15 protein-coding genes are annotated in these 16,888 nt (G+C 38.4%); 2 read left to right on the top strand and 13 right to left on the bottom strand.

Going from position 1 to position 16,888, the window contains the following annotated elements; translation table 11 throughout:
- Positions 1 to 11: 11 nt before the first annotated feature.
- From FTU06_RS06555 to FTU06_RS06580, 6 genes are all read right to left on the bottom strand, one after another.
- Entirely contained in the window at positions 12 to 3,452 is a 3,441-nt protein-coding gene (locus FTU06_RS06555) for a DEAD/DEAH box helicase family protein (protein WP_180145621.1), read from the bottom strand.
- Positions 3,453 to 3,700: 248 nt separating this feature from the next.
- Positions 3,701 to 4,930, bottom strand: a complete 1,230-nt coding sequence (locus FTU06_RS06560) for a PD-(D/E)XK nuclease family protein (RefSeq protein WP_180145623.1) — start codon at positions 4,928 to 4,930, stop codon at positions 3,701 to 3,703.
- A 10-nt stretch (positions 4,931 to 4,940) separates the two neighbouring features.
- Positions 4,941 to 6,314: a WYL domain-containing protein gene (locus FTU06_RS06565; RefSeq protein ID WP_180145626.1), complete on the bottom strand. Its 1,374-nt coding sequence runs from the start codon at positions 6,312 to 6,314 to the stop codon at positions 4,941 to 4,943.
- A 187-nt stretch (positions 6,315 to 6,501) separates the two neighbouring features.
- Positions 6,502 to 7,695, bottom strand: coding sequence for a restriction endonuclease subunit S (locus FTU06_RS17080; protein WP_180145629.1), 1,194 nt, complete (start codon positions 7,693 to 7,695; stop codon positions 6,502 to 6,504).
- Positions 7,692 to 9,173 carry a class I SAM-dependent DNA methyltransferase gene (locus FTU06_RS06575; protein ID WP_180145634.1) on the bottom strand — a complete coding sequence of 494 codons (1,482 nt, stop codon included), beginning with the start codon at positions 9,171 to 9,173 and terminating at the stop codon, positions 7,692 to 7,694. The genes FTU06_RS17080 and FTU06_RS06575 overlap by 4 nt, the downstream gene beginning before the upstream one ends.
- Positions 9,174 to 9,323: 150 nt before the next feature.
- Positions 9,324 to 9,590, bottom strand: coding sequence for a hypothetical protein (locus FTU06_RS06580; RefSeq protein ID WP_180145637.1), 267 nt, complete (start codon positions 9,588 to 9,590; stop codon positions 9,324 to 9,326).
- A gap of 258 nt (positions 9,591 to 9,848) precedes the next feature.
- On the opposite strand from FTU06_RS06580, the gene FTU06_RS06585 reads away from it, so the two are divergent.
- Positions 9,849 to 10,220, top strand: a complete 372-nt coding sequence (locus tag FTU06_RS06585) for an XRE family transcriptional regulator (protein WP_180145640.1) — start codon at positions 9,849 to 9,851, stop codon at positions 10,218 to 10,220.
- A 68-nt stretch (positions 10,221 to 10,288) separates the two neighbouring features.
- On the opposite strand, the gene FTU06_RS06590 is transcribed toward FTU06_RS06585, so the two are convergent.
- The 4 genes from FTU06_RS06590 to FTU06_RS06605 all read right to left on the bottom strand — a co-directional run bounded on the left by FTU06_RS06590 (position 10,289) and on the right by FTU06_RS06605 (position 14,142).
- Complete coding sequence (locus FTU06_RS06590) at positions 10,289 to 10,549, bottom strand: helix-turn-helix transcriptional regulator (protein ID WP_180145643.1); 261 nt, start codon at positions 10,547 to 10,549, stop codon at positions 10,289 to 10,291.
- Positions 10,550 to 10,897: 348 nt separating this feature from the next.
- Positions 10,898 to 11,485 carry a single-stranded DNA-binding protein gene (ssb, locus tag FTU06_RS06595; protein ID WP_078190523.1) on the bottom strand — a complete coding sequence of 196 codons (588 nt, stop codon included), beginning with the start codon at positions 11,483 to 11,485 and terminating at the stop codon, positions 10,898 to 10,900.
- Between the two features lie 51 nt (positions 11,486 to 11,536).
- Positions 11,537 to 12,901, bottom strand: coding sequence for an MFS transporter (locus tag FTU06_RS06600; protein WP_180145646.1), 1,365 nt, complete (start codon positions 12,899 to 12,901; stop codon positions 11,537 to 11,539).
- A gap of 155 nt (positions 12,902 to 13,056) precedes the next feature.
- Positions 13,057 to 14,142 carry a DUF475 domain-containing protein gene (locus FTU06_RS06605; protein ID WP_078190525.1) on the bottom strand — a complete coding sequence of 362 codons (1,086 nt, stop codon included), beginning with the start codon at positions 14,140 to 14,142 and terminating at the stop codon, positions 13,057 to 13,059.
- 207 nt (positions 14,143 to 14,349) lie between these two features.
- On the opposite strand from FTU06_RS06605, the gene tenA reads away from it, so the two are divergent.
- On the top strand, positions 14,350 to 15,015 hold the full coding sequence (gene tenA, locus FTU06_RS06610; RefSeq protein ID WP_180145649.1) for a thiaminase II: 666 nt from the start codon (positions 14,350 to 14,352) through the stop codon (positions 15,013 to 15,015).
- Positions 15,016 to 15,126: 111 nt separating this feature from the next.
- Here the strand turns inward: tenA and FTU06_RS06615 are convergent, their stop codons facing one another.
- From FTU06_RS06615 to FTU06_RS06625, 3 genes are all read right to left on the bottom strand, one after another.
- Positions 15,127 to 15,849 (bottom strand): hypothetical protein, encoded by a 723-nt coding sequence (locus tag FTU06_RS06615; protein WP_180145652.1) that lies wholly within the window; start codon positions 15,847 to 15,849, stop codon positions 15,127 to 15,129.
- Between the two features lie 188 nt (positions 15,850 to 16,037).
- The gene (locus FTU06_RS06620) at positions 16,038 to 16,376 is read right to left on the bottom strand and encodes a GlpM family protein (RefSeq protein WP_180145655.1); all 339 of its coding nucleotides are present in this window, start codon (positions 16,374 to 16,376) and stop codon (positions 16,038 to 16,040) included.
- Between the two features lie 64 nt (positions 16,377 to 16,440).
- Positions 16,441 to 16,794 (bottom strand): DUF1304 domain-containing protein, encoded by a 354-nt coding sequence (locus FTU06_RS06625; protein ID WP_180145783.1) that lies wholly within the window; start codon positions 16,792 to 16,794, stop codon positions 16,441 to 16,443.
- Positions 16,795 to 16,888: the final 94 nt, after the last annotated feature.

Raw genomic sequence — 16,888 nt, forward strand, 5'->3', positions numbered from 1 at the left:
AAAATAAAACTTTAAGCCACCGCTTCATTAAATGCTTCAACAACCCCAAATATGTTATCAGCATCAGCTTCACCAAAAACACCATCAATTCCCTCATAGTGGATTTGGTTAAATGGTGGCTCATATAACTGCGTTGCTTCTAATACTCCATTTTGTGTCAAATGCTCAATCAGCATTTCCACAAAACGGATCTGTTTCTCGTTATACGTTGAACCTTGTAGGTATTTTGAGAACGCTTGTTGAACAGCCTGACGATCTAGACCTACTAAAGAGCGAATGAAAAGAGGTAGTGTTTTTTCTGTACCAAAACATTGTTCAAATTTATCTCGGCTTTCTACCTCCTGAGCTTCAAAAACAAAGCGCTCTAGCTCGCTTAAGTCAGTCGGTGTAAGGGCTAAACCACGCTTTAACTTAGCGATAGTAATATGATTTTCATTGGCTTTAATGAAGCTCTCTACACGCTTACGATACTGCGCAAGGTTTACACCACTTGAAACAATCGGAATACCCATTATTACAGCATCACCAATCTCATCATCAAGCATGGAATAGACAATGGTGGAGGTCGATTTTTCGATGAGTTTAATCAAGCCACGAATACGTTTACGCATCGCTTCAAGCATCGGTAAGGTAATGTCTTTCCAATAGTCTAAGGTTTGGATTTCTTGGATTAATGCAATCTGTTCAGCAACAACAGGAATATTTGCTTTGCTTTCCAATTTAGAAGCGATTTCAATGACTTTATTGGCATAGTTTTGAATCGCTGTATTATTTTTTTCCAACACAGCAAGTTCTAAGTTGTAGCACAGCATATCGAACAATTTGGCTTCTAGGGCTTCAGGCTCAAGCTGATTCGGTAGTTTAGAGATGTGTTCTCGTAATGTACCGATCGCAAGGTCATCTAAGTTGTTCCAAGCATCATCATTCTTAAAATGTTCTACATGCTCAAGTTCAGATAACACAATGAAGTTCTCATTGTTCATCGACTTCACTTCAGTCTGTAAACTCTGACGCATATCTTGCTGCACAGTTTTCAGTTCTTCGGTGTCATAGTCCTTTGCATTCAGCAAATTGAGGATATTTAAACGCGCTTTAAACAAACGTTGTCCAAGAGGTTCTGTCGTTGATACAGGTGCGCCTTCAGGATGATCGTTGAAATACTCAAAGTTAGAGCAGTAATCGAAAATATAAAATTCTTTCTTATCTTCTTCAGGACTAAACAACTCTTTGCAAAGGCGTGTACCGCGCCCAATCATCTGCATAAACTTCACTTTAGAACGTACTGCTTTAAAGAACACAAGATTAACCACTTCAGGTACATCAATCCCTGTATCGAGCATATCGACTGAAATCGCAATTTGAGGTTCAGGCAAGTCTTTCTTACTAAAGTCATCAATCAGGCTTTGTGGATATTTGGTGGCATGGGTAATCACACGTGCAAACTTACCATCATATTTCGGATAGTTTTCATTGAAGCGGTCTGCAATAAATTGAGCATGTTTTTGATTGACGGCAAAGATAATCGTTTTGCCTAGACGATCCCCACCTTCAGTTTTAATGCCATTTACCATCAAATGTTTGAGCATTAAATCAATCGTGCCTGTATTAAACAACTCTTTATTGATTTTAGAGGCTGAGACTTCTTCTGGTGCATTTTGATTGCCCCAATTAAGACTATCCCAGTGCTGTTTTTCTTCTTCTGAGAGCTCATCATATTTCACGCCTTCACGCATAAATTTAAGCGGTACATCATATGCTTTCGGTGGTACGAGATAACCATCTGCAATGGCTTGGTCAAGATCGTAGTAATCGGTTGGGACACCGCTTTCCAAGCCAAACAACCCATAGGTATCACGATCAACTTCATCTCGTGGTGTTGCGGTTAAACCGACAAGCAAACTATCGAAGTATTTAAAAATTTCACCAAACTTTTGGTAAACGCTACGGTGTGCTTCATCAATAATAATCAGGTCAAACATGCCTGTACCGAATTGGCGTGTACCATCGGCATTTTTTTCATCAATCAAGCCAATCATGGTTTGATAAGTCGAGAAATACACTCGACCGACTTGGTTTTTATCTTCAAGCAAATTGGCAAATGAGGCATCTTTTAAATTGGCTTTAAAGGCGTTGTGTGCCTGATTGACCAATGAAGTACGGTCTGCAAGGAATAAGGCTTTTTGCACCACATTGGCTTTCATTAATACATCGACCAATGCAATAGCAGTACGGGTTTTACCTGTGCCTGTTGCCATAATTAATAAGCCTGCACGTTCTTTACGTTGATAGGCTGCGAGCATGGCTTTGATGGCACGTGTTTGGTAGTAACGCTCGACAATGTCCGCATTGATCGGGAAGCTGCTTAAATCAGGGTTGTTCTTACGTCTTTCGATCAGGCGTTTGAGTTCTGCTTGTGTATAGAAGCCATGCACCAAACGTGGTGGACCACCTTGCACATCATTCCAAATTCGAGTTTTGTAGCCGTTGGTATAAAAAATGATAGGACGTTGACCTGTTTGTTGCTCTAAGCAATCTGCATAGAGCTTGGCTTGTTGCTGTCCGATATCAGGATCAACCGAGGTACGTTTAGCTTCAACCACAGCCAAAGGCAAGCCATTGGCATCATACAGCACATAATCCACTGCACCTTTACCCGATGGGCTTGGCATACCTGTAACAGCAACTTCTTCCCGAACCGTTGTGCCAATGTCCCAACCTGCTTCTTCAAGCATGAGGTCAATTTTAAGTTTTCGGGTTTCGTCTTCTTTATAGTCGGTATGGTCTTCAATTTTGCTGTTAGCAATTTTGGCTTGTTCGACTTCGGCACGCTTTTGGGCAAGTTCTGCATCAATATTGGCGAGGATTTTTTCACGTTCTTCTAAACTTGCCGAAAGTTCAAAGAGTTTCTGTTCACGTTCACGTAAAGCTTTGTGTTGTTCTGCAAATTGCTTTTCTTTGGCTTCAGTTTCTTTCTGCAGTTGTTCTTTGTTTGCAGTGATTTGCTGTGTGTTGTCCGCATTTGGAATCAGTTCGGTTTTAAAGATATGCGGCTGTGAACGGTCTTTGGACGGTGAACCGTAGTTACGTTCAAACCAGACATACATCAAGAATAAATGGCTGATGTGTTTTACGGTTTCTTCTGTTGTGAGTTGATTGAACTTTTTCCCATGTACGGCACTATTGCCGACCATGCGGATGTTATCCATTTTGTCCCAAATATAAGGCGGAATAAGGTCTTTGAATTTGAGGTCGTTGAGTAAGTTATGCAGTGAAGCATCGTAAGGCTGAGTGAGTTTTTTGTCGTATTGATACAGCCACAGCACGAGGTTTTCAAGCGAAGTACGCGCTGCTGCAAGAGCAAATTGCGGGGAGATATACACAAGCTTTTCAGCTTCTTTGGCAGTGACTGCCAAGCTTTTAAATTCAGGTTCTAAAAACTGAAAATTGCTCATCATTCCCTCAAGTAATTTTTTTAAATATGCTTTATTTTCACACTATAACTGAATCAACCTTTTGATTTAATAGCTAATTATCTAAAGTATAAGGTTAATTTGAATAATAGCTTTATAAAAATAAAATACCGGCAACTGAGAGCAGTCTTTAAAAGCCGTCTGTAGCTGTGCATTCACGCTAAAAATTTACGCACTATACGGATGTTTACAATCCGTATAGCTCATTTGCCTTTAAAAAATCGGTGACTTTAATGGTTAGCTACACCACTTTTATTCAGTATTTTTTTAATGACAGTGTGTGCTTTTTCTACAAATTCTTCAGCAGAAATCGATTCACTTTCTTCAAGTAATAACAGTTCATGATGACCATCATATTCAAAAAAAGGAATGTTCTCATTTTTTAGAAATACCTGTAATTCAAGAGAATCTTGTTTTTTCATATATTGCTCTTTAAAGCGACTAAACCACAAAGTGGTACATGCTGTACTTTTAAAAATCCTAAATTCTAGTTGGTTATCATCTAATGTAGTTTGCAATGTATTGCTATTTAAGGCGCCACCTATAGAAGATAAATCACCTTCATATTTTACAAATTCTGTATCATCTGAAAAACAATCTATTTCCTGATCTTTTAATAACTCAACAATTTCACGCGCTTTTTGTTCATAATACTGATATACAGATGCTTTATTATTCTCATCTTGAATACTTTCTAAAATTTCACGGTTATTGCGATAAAAATTAACGATGTCCATTTGCATTTTTGCATACTCCGAATGTGGGTTAAATTTTTCGATTGCTGAAATATAGTCAATGAGGTAAGTAAGATAATATTGATCTGCCTGTAAGCTCTTTTGCCCAAGCTCTTTTAAAATATGTTTGGACAAGTCAAAGTGAGTCACGACGATATAATTTTCCGGTGTTACTTCTGGTTTTTTAATAACCAATAGAATAAAGATTAATTTTTTATTCTTAGGATTATTGGCATGTGCATGTGAAACATAATCTGGAAAAGGATTATTATTTGCATGATGATGAATCTTATTTTCTATCACGAGGATGTGTTCGTCAGTTTCAACCCAAAGATCAATGCGTCCTAGATCAGTCCTTTTTTCTAGAACAATATTCTCCGTATGTATTTGATAGGGAAAACTTTCACCCATAACACTAAACAACGCATTGACTACAAGGTCTTTTAAGTTATGTTCTTCTTTACTGTCCATAAAAAATGCAAGGGTCTTTGAACTTACATTTTCTAAATGGCTCAGCCCCATTATTTCAATAAAAGACTTGCGATATGTTTTAGTCAGAGGCAGCTTCTTAAAAGCTTGAATTGCATTTTCAGCCCGATAAATACTTAAAGGTATAAATGAATCTTCTTCCTGGTCTAAAGGCGATGCCTCAATCAGTTGTTTAAATTGCTCTAAACTACCCTGAGCGGTCTGCAAATTTAGAGGTATCACATGAGCATCTTCCATGCATCTTTCCTTATTTTTTAATTAAAACTGAGTATTTGCCTGCACTTTCACTTTTTTGTATAAAATCCACATGTAACAGCTGATCTATGATTTTTGCAGCCGAGTTATAAGAAATCATTAATTTTCTTTGCAGTTCAGCTGTGCTAATCATCTCTTTCTCACTAACAAATTCAACAGCTTGTGGGAACAGATCATGTAGGGTTATTACATTATCGTCCTCTGGCTCAGCGAGAATACTTTCAAGCGTCTGTATTGCACTTTCTTCATCGAAATTTTCCTCAACATCCTCTTGCCATTCAATATCATCATCTATGACTTCAAGTGCATAATTTTGTGCCATTTCTATAATTCTATTTTTGACTTCTTCTCTTAAGTCCTCAGGGTATTCGACTTCAATCCATTGAGCCTTCTGCACCAACCATTCAAGAAAAGATTGAGTAATCGGCATTTCAGCGGTTAAGGTAAAATAAGCGTCTGCATCATCACTCCATATCTGTTGTGATGGATGAATTTCTGAAAATTTCAGCTCAGATAATAAGGCGTTTGAGCAATTCAACTGAATTTCTTTCGGTTGATTGTCATCATTGTAGAAACCTTCAAACTCATACTGTTCAATGGCTTTTTGCATATCAATATCTTGTATATCGATGCTTAAGCTTTCTGGTGTTAGTTCAGCATGTAAAATTCGATGCATGCTAAAGGTACGAATCTGGATTTTACGATTAAGATTAATTTTAGAAGCGATGAGATACTGCTTTCGTCCTCTCACAATGACCCCGTGTGGCTTGATCGTATAGCGTGTAGCTTCTCTTTCAAAAGCTTCAGGGTGATATAAAATTTCTAACCATGAGTTATCTTGGTGAATGCATTTAAAAATAAGTTCTTTGACTTCATTTTTTGGATTGAGATGCGTTTGAAAAGCCCCGTCTAACGCAAAGCCAAATTTTGTCAGCCATACATTTTTGTTTTTTAGTTCTAAAGTGTTTTGAGCTTGTTCAAACTGTTGAGAGAGTGTCTTTTGCCAAGATTCTGGGAAATAAGGTTTTAAAAAATTGTAACTATGAATTGTTGCAAGGGATTGAAACTCATCTTGAATAATATTTTGTTTATTTAAATTAAGTTGTGCATCTGAAGACAAGCGGTAACAAGCAGAACGGCGACCGCTTGCTGCAACTTGATCTATATGACCTCGATGCAAAATTTCATTTAATGTTTTTAAATCACGTTGCAGAGTTTTACGCGGAGCATGGAATGGTTCATAGGTTGTTTTTAAGCTTTCAAGTAAATCTTCAATAGAGATATGGTGATTTGGTGATCTTGGCAAAGCCTGAAAGAGACTTAAAATCCGAAAAAATTGGGATACGAAAGATTCTTTTGTATTCATCGTTTTATGCTTATTTCTTGAACTTGGTTTAGCATAATGCATTTGATAGACAAGATTTGTCTCGCTATTAAATTTTTATATTTATTTTAGGTAAGTAGATTTTAGAGGGGGATATACACGGACTCTTCAGCTTCTAAAAACTGAAAGTTGCTCATGTATATTTCCCCTCATATTTTTTAATTAAATTTTATAAAGTGCCGTTAAATGCTTGGTTTTGTAATGAACTAAATAATAAATTATTTTTTTCTAAAGATTTAATATGGCTATCCTTATTTTTCAATATTTTATTAGCTATTTCAACAAACTTAGCCTGTTCGCTTAAAGGAGGTAAAGCAATATTTAAGTCATTTGCTTGAGCGGAGTTGATATTAAATTGTACAGCAGTTGCACCACCTTTAGATTGAAGTATTTTCTTACCTTGATCACTCGATAATAAAAAGTAGAACCATAAAGGATGCATTTTTTCTGAATCAGGTCTTAAACGCATTACATGAGAATCTATACATACTGGCTCGAAATATTCTGAAAAATACGAACATTTCCCTAACTGGTTTTTACTACCTATTGCCCGAGCTAATACTAAATCCCCATTTTTTAATTCATATTTTTTAAAATCACTTTCAGAGATTTGCACTCGTCCGCATTTTTCAAAATCAATATAAAATTGTCCTAATTCACCTACTCGTACAACAGGTATACCTTCGCCATTTGCAGGTGTTGTTGTACCAATTCGAGGAGGGTCTTGAAAAAGTGCTTTACTTTTGAATATTTCCCACCCCTTAGGATTACTGACAGGATCACCAAACATATCAATAAAAGTGGCTTGTAAAAGCTGATCTAACTTTTCAATCGCTTGCTGACGTTTTTGGCGTAACTCATCCGCTTGATCCAAAATAGACGCAATTCGACGTTGCTCTGCAAGTGGTGGGAGTGGAACCAAAAACTTTTTAAAATCGTTTGCAGATAAATTAGGTTGAGCAGCACCATTTTGATAGTTATCTAACTCTTTTGTACACAGTGAACTCGCCAAATAATGCTTCAAATATTCAATGTCAACTTTACCATTTACTCGTAAAATAACTAACGAAGATGCTAAAGCTCCTTTATTGTCATCACGTATTACAGCGAACTTACCAACAGAACCTCTTAAACAAAATAAAATGTCATTTTTTTGAATCTTGCCACTACTCAAACGATCGTAGGCTTCTTCAGATATATAATTAAACTTAGAAGAATCTAATAACCATTGATCAGACAGACAACCAGCATTAATAAATGGAATCCCTGCATCAACAAAAGAATCTTTAGATGGATAGTTTTTTCCTCTATCTCCATTAATAAATTTTGCTAATTGACCTAAACAAACTAAAGGATAACTCACTTAAGCATCTCCTTAAGCGTAGCCATTCCTTTTAAAATATCCTGCTCAAGCGCTTCTAAATCCGCCAAAATCTGACTTGGTGCTTCATATTCCACTTGTTCATACACAACTTCCTTATAACGGTTAATCGACAAGTCATAACCATTGGCAGCAATATCCGCTTTATTCACCATAAAACTTTGCTCTGTGGCTTTACGAGTGCTTTCCGCTTCCAAGTTTTTAAAACGGGCAATAATGTCAGGCATGTTATTATTTTCATGCTTAGATGCATCCAGTTCATTACGCTTATCATCCAGCGAATAACCATCTGCCTGCATATCATAAAACCAAACTTTGTCCGTACCGCCAGACATGGTTTTGGTAAAAATTATAATTGCAGTTGAAACGCCTGCATAAGGCTTAAACACACCAGAAGGCATTGAAATAATCGCTTCAAGCTTTTGCTCTTCCACAATCTTTTGACGCAAATCTTTATGCGCTTTCGATGAGCCAAATAACACACCATCAGGCACAATCACCGCAGCACGACCACCTGTTTTAAGTAGACGTAAGAACAAGGCTAAAAATAACAATTCAGTCTTTTTGGTTTTAACTACGGCTTGAATATTCTTGGCACAACTTTCATTGTCCAAACTGCCTGCAAATGGCGGATTGGCAAGAATCAGGCTGTACTTTTCAGCAATATGTGAATGCGCTTCACTTAAAGAATCACGGTTTTCAATACTTGGATTTTCCACACCATGTAGCATCATGTTCATTGAACCAATGCGTAACATAGTGCTGTCAAAGTCATAACCAAAGAAGGTTTCTTCACTAAAACGTTTTGCTGCTTCAGGATTGGCAAAAATCTCAGTGCTGTGGTGATCGTTTAAATATTCACTTGCAGCCACCAAAAATCCTGCTGTACCACATGCAGGATCACAAATGGTATCGGTTGGCTTAGGCTGCATCAGCTCCACAATCATCTTAATGATATGGCGAGGTGTACGGAACTGACCGTTTTGACCGGCTGAAGCGATCTTACCAAGCATATATTCGTATATATCGCCCTTGGTATCTTTATCATCCATTGGCACATCTGCAACCAAATCCACCACTTTGGTTAAAAGCGCAGGGGTAGGAATGGTAAAACGAGCATCCTTCATGTGATGGCTATAGGTGGTTTCGTCTTCTGCACCTAAGTTTTTAATGAAAGGAAAGACTTCATTGGCAACTGTGTTATATAACGTTGCAGCATCGCCCAAAGTAATGAACTTCGACCAACGAAGATGATCTTGCTCAGCGGTGAAAATCGGTTGCTCAACATCTCTTTTTAAACGGTTGGCTTTCTTTTCTTTGGTGATCTGAATTTCATCAAGTCGGCGAATAAACAGCAAATAAGTCATTTGCTCCATGACTTCTAAGGGATTGGAAATACCACCACTCCAAAATGCATTCCAAATCTGGTCAATTTTGCTTTTAATTTCGCCTGTAATCACGTAGATGACTCTCAAATTTCTTTGAGAGTATTGTGGGAGAAATTAAAGTAGAAAGCTATCATATTAAAAGATTGAGGCTGATATTTTTATAAGGATGTAGTATTTCTCTTTAAATACAAACTTAAAGTGTTAAAAACTTATTTAATTATATTAATCAAAGTTTAATCCAAATTTTTCTAGTGCTGATTGATCAAAAAATTTATCCGAATTAAGTAGTATGCGCTGTTTCTTTAATATATCTAAGACATTAAAGAAACATTTTTCACATAACTGAAGTTTGTATCGTTCACCATCAGATTGAGAAAAATATCCCCAATTAGCAGAGAATGTCGCAAACTCTAATTTAGTTGATTGATCACAAATATCACATAGGACATCAGTAATTACTTCAATAGGTTTAACTTCTTTAACATCCATAAATTCCCTCCTTATTAAGAGTTTTTGTCTGATCTGAAACCTTTTTGATACAGTAGAAAATTCGGTTTACACTAAGGCATCGTTTTTTTATGTTACTCATATAATTATCGGCCATTAATTCAAATGAATAAAAACTGACTAAAAATCTAGGTAAGTCTTAACCTAAAAATGTATATTGATACAAACCCAACATTAATTATTTTGAATTTATAGCACGAATAAAAATACAATTTTACATATATGAGATGAGTTTTTGCCATGCCTATATTTTCAGCACAAATTGTTGATAAAAAAACAATTTTAGCAAAATCTTTTTTCAATACAGCTAAACAACTTAATCTAACCCAAACTCAACTTGCTGCTATTCTAGGGGTATCTCAGCCAACAATAAGTCGGTTAAAAACCCAACTTAAATTAGACCCAGCTTCAAAGCAAGGTGAATTAGCATTATTACTTATCAAACTGTATATAGCTTTATATGATTTAAACGGTGGCGATCTAGATTGGATGCACCATTTCCTTAACTCTAAAAATCGCGTAACCGGTGGCATCCCAATAAAACAAATTGAGACTGCATACGGCTTAGTTTTAGTATTACAGTTTCTTGAAGCTATTAGATACAAGGAATGAAAACTGAAAATCCACCAAAACTTTAGACACGTATTGATAATTTGTGGACTATAAAACCACTATAATTTTTATTCATCATCTTCTGCAAAGAGTGCTTCTATTTCATCCCATTGTGGAAGTATATGCCTTTTTTTACCAACTTCAAATTGTAAGCCAACACCATCAATAACACGTTCAAATATGACAAATGAGCCTGTAAAGCGACCATTTTCCATTTCAGATATAGTTGTTATATTTACTTTAATCCTTTCCGAAAGAGCCTTTTGTGTATAGCCCAAGGCTTTTCTTGCCAAACGTATATCTTTACCTATTTCGCCTCTATTAGCCATATGAGTTTATGCTCCTAAAATTTGTTATCCATATAGCTAACTTATAGCGAATTTTACAAATATTTCGCCATATAGCAAACTTTTTATTCTATGGATATTTTAAATATGCAGATAGTTCCAAAGTATTTATACGAAAAGAATATTTATCGTATTTTTAAATGAACAATCGAATATAAATATATTGAGTTTAACCACTCAACTTTACAGAAACTCTAAGTATGTAATATAGCAAATACACAATAAAAAAAAGTTTACAGAATTATTTCTAATGCCTGTAAACTTTCTTTTAACTTACTATATCTAAAGAACAATTTTATAAACTTTACAAAACTATATCTTTAGAGTGTCTCAGAATGGTAAGTCGTCATCTAAATCTGCTGCTGCAGGAGCCGGTGTCGGTGCAGGCTGTTGTTTTGGCGCAAAACCACCTGGGTTGTTGTTGCCATAGCTGTTGCCTTGAGCCGGTTGGTTATTGCCATAACCGCCTTGGTTTGAGTTATTACCGTAGCCACCTTGGTTTTGGTTATTGTTATAACCACCTTGTTGGTTATTAAAACGAGGCTGACCAAAATCGCCGCCTTGACCTTGTTCGCCTTGTTGGCGGTTATTGTCAAGCATTTGCATTTGTTCACCACGAATTTCAGTCGTGTAACGCTCTTGACCGCCTTGATCTGTCCACTGACGAGTACGTAATGAACCTTCAATATACACTTTAGAACCTTTGCGCAAATATTGCTGTGCAATTTCACCTAAACGGTTATGTAACACAATACGGTGCCATTCTGTTTGCTCTTTACGCTCACCTGTATTTTTATCAGTCCATGAATCACTCGTTGCAATTGAGAACTGAGTGAGAGAACCACCATTTGGGAAAGTTTTTGTTTCAGGGTCACGACCTAAAGTACCAACTAAAATGACCTTATTTACACCACGCATCAGACGTATTCTTCCTATTTGTTTCTATTATTTACTTTATAAGAGTTATGCTTAAATGGCTACCTCTTTCCCTAACAAGTGCGTTAAATGTTGTCGCGCAGATTCATCCATCTGCTGCTTATCCACTTTTACATAAGCCACTTGCTGGTCAGACATCACCACAACTTCTTCAATACCACGAATTGCTAAAAGCTGAGAAGTCCATTCATCCGTTTCTTTATCTTCAGGCAAACTAAACACCATAGACGATAAATAACGCGGCTGAGCCAATCCAAAACTAATGATCAACCATAAAATAGCTAGACCTGTCAGGATGCCCCATCCCATTGCCGTATCATTTAGCAACAAAAGTTGCCCGCCAATTATACCACCAAAAAATGCCCCCAGAAACTGACTGCTGGCGTTCACGCCCATGGCTGTTGCTTTGGATTGAATTGGAGCCGCTTTTGATAACCATGACGGTAATAATGCTTCCATCACATTAAATGCAATAAAGAATAATCCTAAGCCAGTAAGCAGAATATATTTAGATTCGAAACCAAAAATTAAGATGCCCAATCCTAAAATAATGCCACCAATGGCGGTCAAGAAAATGCCGCGCATTTTGCGATATTTTTCCGCCAAAATAATGCTCGGAAAGGCAAAAAACAGGCTCACGACCAAAAGCGGCAAATACACCAGACCATGTGAATGCAAGGGAATATTGGCAAAGTCAATCAACTGAGACGGCACATAGATAAACATCGCGGTGAGCAGTAAATGCAATGAAAAGACTGAAACATGTAAACGATTTAGATCAGGCATTTTCAGCACTTGCTTCAACTGCGTCAGATAACCTTGTTGGAAATTTCGGTGATGACGTGTCACTTTCGGCACCAACAGCAACATTGCAATCGCGGCAAGTCCCATGATGGTGGTCACCCAAAATAAACCCGAGATACCGACTAAACCTGTGAGCCAAGGTCCAAGGCTAAATGCCACCACAAAGGACAAACCGATACTCATCCCCATCATCGCCATGGCTTTAGTACGCTGTTCTTCACGTGTGACATCGGCTAACAAAGCCATCACCACCGCAGATACAGCGCCACCACCAGCAATCGCACGCCCGATAATTACGCCATAGATACTATCGGACATCGCCGCAATTGCACCGCCTAAAGCGAACAACAGCAGCCCGATCACCACCAACGGTTTCCGGCTATAACGGTCTGCAATCAAACTAAACGGGATCTGTAAAATCGCTTGGGTCAAACCATAAACACCAACCGCTAAACCAATGAGTGCCGGTGTAGCCCCTGCATATTGCTGACCTGCCACAGAGAAAACAGGAATAATCATGAACAGCCCCAGCATACGTAAGGCAAAAATACTACTCAAAGCAAAAGTTGAGCGTCGTTCAAGAGCATTCATCATAGCTGGTTAAAAATTCATTAATCTTGGAATGGGATTATAGGACATTCAGCTTAAAACGAAGCAGGATTTTTATTGATTTTAAATATCCTGATAATTGGACAAATAAAAAGCGCAGCTAATGCTGCGCTTTTTGGGAGATTTCAGGCAAATTTAAATTAGCCTAGACTTTCTTGGCGCTTTTTATATTGAATTGAGGCAATCACCGCCCAAACAATAAATGCCACACCAATCAGGCCCGTTACCACTTCAGGGACATGCAGACCTGTGCCACTCGCCAACATAATGAAGGCCAAAGCACCAATCGCATAATGCGCACCATGTTCAAGGAAGATATAAGCATCTAAGGTGCCTTTATCCACTAAGTATATGGTCATCGAACGCACGAACATGGCACCAATGGCAAGACCAAGCATAATGATTACCACATCAGAAGTAATCGCAAATGCACCAATCACACCATCAAAACTGAATGAGGCATCGAGTACTTCAAGATAAAGAAAACCACCAAAACCGGCTTTGATCACGCCTGTCGGTACACCATTTGCGTCATGTCCAACCGCATTACCGTTTTCATCGACTTCAGGTTCACCACCCAATAAATGACTCAGTACTTGGACACCGATATACACCACGATTCCCCAAATACCCGCCATCACAACTGCTAAACGAGAGGCTTCAGCCACGTTTGCCGCCATCACCAATAACGCAATTAGAGCAATAAACACGGACATTGCAGGAACGTTTGCAAGATTGGCCAAACGGCGCTCTAACCAACGGAACCAATGGGTATCTTTCCCTTCATCTAAGAAGAAGTTCAGGAACACCAATAATAAGAAAGCACCACCAAAGGCCGCAATTTCTGCATGATGTGCCATCAATTTAGCTGAATACTGAATTGGATCATTCAACGCCATTTGAACCACTTCCATTGCACCCATGTCTGCAGTTACAGCCACGATCACAATTGGGAAAATCAGACGCATACCAAAGACAGCAATCACGATCCCGACGGTTAAGAAAATCATTTTCCAAAAATGATCCCAACCACGGAGTACAGATGCATTGACAACGGCATTGTCAAAAGACAAAGACACTTCCATCACCGCTAAAATGGCAGTAATGGTCAGTGCTGTCAGCATGGCTTGCACGCCTGCATTTGGGCCATGATTCAGACCCCAATATGCAGAAATAGCAAGACACACGATCGTAAAGACGATTGAGAAACCAAAATGTTTCATCATGATAGATCGACCTATTCATTCAATAAGATTTCAAAATGAGGGAATACCCAGTTTGAAGCTAAGTTTATGGCGCAATTATGCCGTTTTTCAGAATTGAAACCAAAAATTATTCGTTACATTTTGAATAAACACTCTAAGATGGAGGCTCTCAATTACATCGCATCATGGTGTAGACCCGTCTTTCATTTTTAACGACAGGAATGTTCAATGCGTTTTTCTGAAGAAGTTTGGCAACGTAATACCGCGTTATATCAGCAGATTCTCCATCTACCGTTTAATCAGGAATTGGCTCAGGGCAGTTTAAGCCGCGACGCCTTTTGCCACTATGTCATTCAGGATGCCCATTATTTATTGGCCTATGGTCGTGCGCTTGCGGTGTGTGCAGCCAAGGCGTTTGATGCCGACGATGTGATTCAGTTTTCTGAAGCGGCAAAAATTGCCATCGTGGTGGAACGTAGTCTGCACAACGACTTTATGCAAGGTTTCAACATCAGCAAAGAACAGTTTGAAAATACTCCACTGACCCTTGCCTGCCATCATTACACTTCGTTTCTAACAGCGACAGCATGGTCAGAAAGTTACCCTGTGGTCCTTGCCTCACTCCTGCCTTGCTTTTGGATCTATGCTGAAGTCGGCAAAGCCATTGTCAGCCAATCCGTGCCAAATAACCCTTACCAAGCATGGATCGACACCTACTCAGGTGAAGACTTCAACAGCTCTGTACAAAACGTGATTCAAACCATTGATCGAGTGGCGGCTCGCTGTGATGCAGATACACGTGAAAAAATGCATGCGGCTTACACGAACGGCGCAAAATTAGAATGGATGTTCTGGGACAGCGCGTATCAACAGCGGACATGGCCTGTTGAATAAACCTGTGATTTAAGCTGTATAAAAATTTAAGGATCTAAAATTGCTTTTAGATCCTTTTTTTATACGGTTGGATTCGGTTTTTAGAATGACCTTGCATGATCATTTTAAGCATTAGCGTTTAAAACGATACCATCCGAGAAAAATCCCCATCGCGATAATCACCAAAAAAATCGCAAAACGTGCTTCACGCAATTCACTACGCGCTGCTTTGCGTTCCTGCATCTCTTCTGAATGAAATTGTGATTTGATCATCGGATCAAATTGAGCAATGGCCAATAAATCCTTGGGCTTTTCACCTTTGCCTAAAATCAAATACAGCCCTTTCACCTGCATTTCATTAAGTTTACCCAGTTCAATATTCAATTGAGTTGCTTGTGCATTATAGTCAGGCACCCAATCTTCTACGCGGGCATATACATGGGCACGACTAGTATCAAAGAGCGATGCATCCTGCACTTTCTTGCCCGTTTGATCTTCCAGTTGCTCACTCAGATTGGAAAATTGGGACAATACATAGTCTTTTTTCTGTGCCAACTGCACGCCGTCAAAAGCATACTCTTGTATTTTTTGTGCAGGATTATTTTTCAACAATAAGCCTTGGGGAACGACTTTAAAGTCCAGAACAGTATTCTCAGGGACTTGGTTGGTTTGCAGCACCATATAGACCACAGACCATAGCTGTTCATTTTGCCCGACCGCAGGCACGCTCACGCTATAACGCTGCTCGGCTGCAGGGTCAATAAACTGTTCAAACGCGAGGATTTGACTGTCTTCAGCCCACAGGATTTGGCTTGAAAACATGAGGCAGATGATCACCCAAAATTGTTTTAACATTATTTGCTCTTATCATGATTATTTGCTGTTCTGTCAGAATTATAATTAAATATTCAAATACTTACATTTAAAATCACACATTTAACGATTGGAAATTCATCATAATTTAATACAAATCTATTGTTTTATAAATGATCTAGAACCTATAAAAAGTTAATCTGAAACAGCATCGATATAGGCTTTGATGCTTACTGAAAACTCTGCCATGCATAAATCAAAACAGCTGCAGCAAGCACCCAACTCAACGTTGCTACACTCAAACATGCCGTTAAGCTCATACGTGTAGCGAGCAGGTACACCATTAATAAATAAATGAAATATGGGATGAGAGACCAGAGTCCAAACAACGCTGTTTTTTGTAATGCGGATGCACCCTGATCATTTGCCACGATCACATGGGCAATCAGCGCAAAAGTCGGAAACAATGGGACCAAACCTGCGATATAAAACGCCTTACTTTTAGATAGCAAGGCAATTAATACCACAACAAATGCACCCATTAAGCTTTTGAGAAATAAGGACAGCATGCCTAGCCATTTCCACACATCAATTCATCAAGCCACGTAGTCTACGCTTCAAAACATAATTTGCTTAGACCAAATTCACCACTATTAAAGCAATTAAGGCTGGCAGCGCCTGAATATAGATAATTTTTTTACTCGCCGTGATGCCGCCGTAGATCCCTGCAACCAACACACAGCCCAAAAAGAAATTCGCCAGTGCAACGGCATAGCTTTCAGGTGCAAACAGTGACCAAATCAGCCCTGCTGCTAAAAAGCCATTATAGAGTCCCTGATTTTGTGCCAGCACCTTAGTCAGTTTTGCTTTTTCTGCACTATTGCCAAAAGCTTTCATGCCTAAAGGTTTATCCCAGAGAAACATTTCCAAAATTAAAAAATAAATATGCAAGAATGCAATCAGGGCGATGAAAATTTTTCCAACAATCATGTGATTTTCCTTTTTGTTTTAACTCGCTTAGGATAGATTGCCTAAACTGCCAAATGATGATCCATCCCTAACAGCTCAAACTGGATGAATG

Origin of the sequence: Acinetobacter sp. YH12052 (genome assembly GCF_013419835.1) — a bacterium.
GTDB classification, from domain to species: Bacteria; Pseudomonadota; Gammaproteobacteria; order Pseudomonadales; family Moraxellaceae; genus Acinetobacter; species Acinetobacter amyesii.

Bases quoted from the DNA above. Each gene is read 5' to 3' on its own strand.
- FTU06_RS06555 (WP_180145621.1), bottom strand. From the start codon at position 3,452: ATGAGCAATTTTCAGTTTTTAGAACCTGAATTTAAAAGCTTGGCAGTC.
- FTU06_RS06560 (WP_180145623.1), bottom strand. From the start codon at position 4,930: ATGGAAGATGCTCATGTGATACCTCTAAATTTGCAGACCGCTCAGGGT.
- FTU06_RS06565 (WP_180145626.1), bottom strand. From the start codon at position 6,314: ATGAATACAAAAGAATCTTTCGTATCCCAATTTTTTCGGATTTTAAGT.
- FTU06_RS06580 (WP_180145637.1), bottom strand. From the start codon at position 9,590: ATGGATGTTAAAGAAGTTAAACCTATTGAAGTAATTACTGATGTCCTA.
- FTU06_RS06585 (WP_180145640.1), top strand. From the start codon at position 9,849: ATGCCTATATTTTCAGCACAAATTGTTGATAAAAAAACAATTTTAGCA.
- FTU06_RS06590 (WP_180145643.1), bottom strand. From the start codon at position 10,549: ATGGCTAATAGAGGCGAAATAGGTAAAGATATACGTTTGGCAAGAAAA.
- ssb (WP_078190523.1), bottom strand. From the start codon at position 11,485: ATGCGTGGTGTAAATAAGGTCATTTTAGTTGGTACTTTAGGTCGTGAC.
- FTU06_RS06600 (WP_180145646.1), bottom strand. From the start codon at position 12,901: ATGATGAATGCTCTTGAACGACGCTCAACTTTTGCTTTGAGTAGTATT.
- FTU06_RS06605 (WP_078190525.1), bottom strand. From the start codon at position 14,142: ATGATGAAACATTTTGGTTTCTCAATCGTCTTTACGATCGTGTGTCTT.
- tenA (WP_180145649.1), top strand. From the start codon at position 14,350: ATGCGTTTTTCTGAAGAAGTTTGGCAACGTAATACCGCGTTATATCAG.
- FTU06_RS06615 (WP_180145652.1), bottom strand. From the start codon at position 15,849: ATGTTAAAACAATTTTGGGTGATCATCTGCCTCATGTTTTCAAGCCAA.
- FTU06_RS06620 (WP_180145655.1), bottom strand. From the start codon at position 16,376: ATGCTGTCCTTATTTCTCAAAAGCTTAATGGGTGCATTTGTTGTGGTA.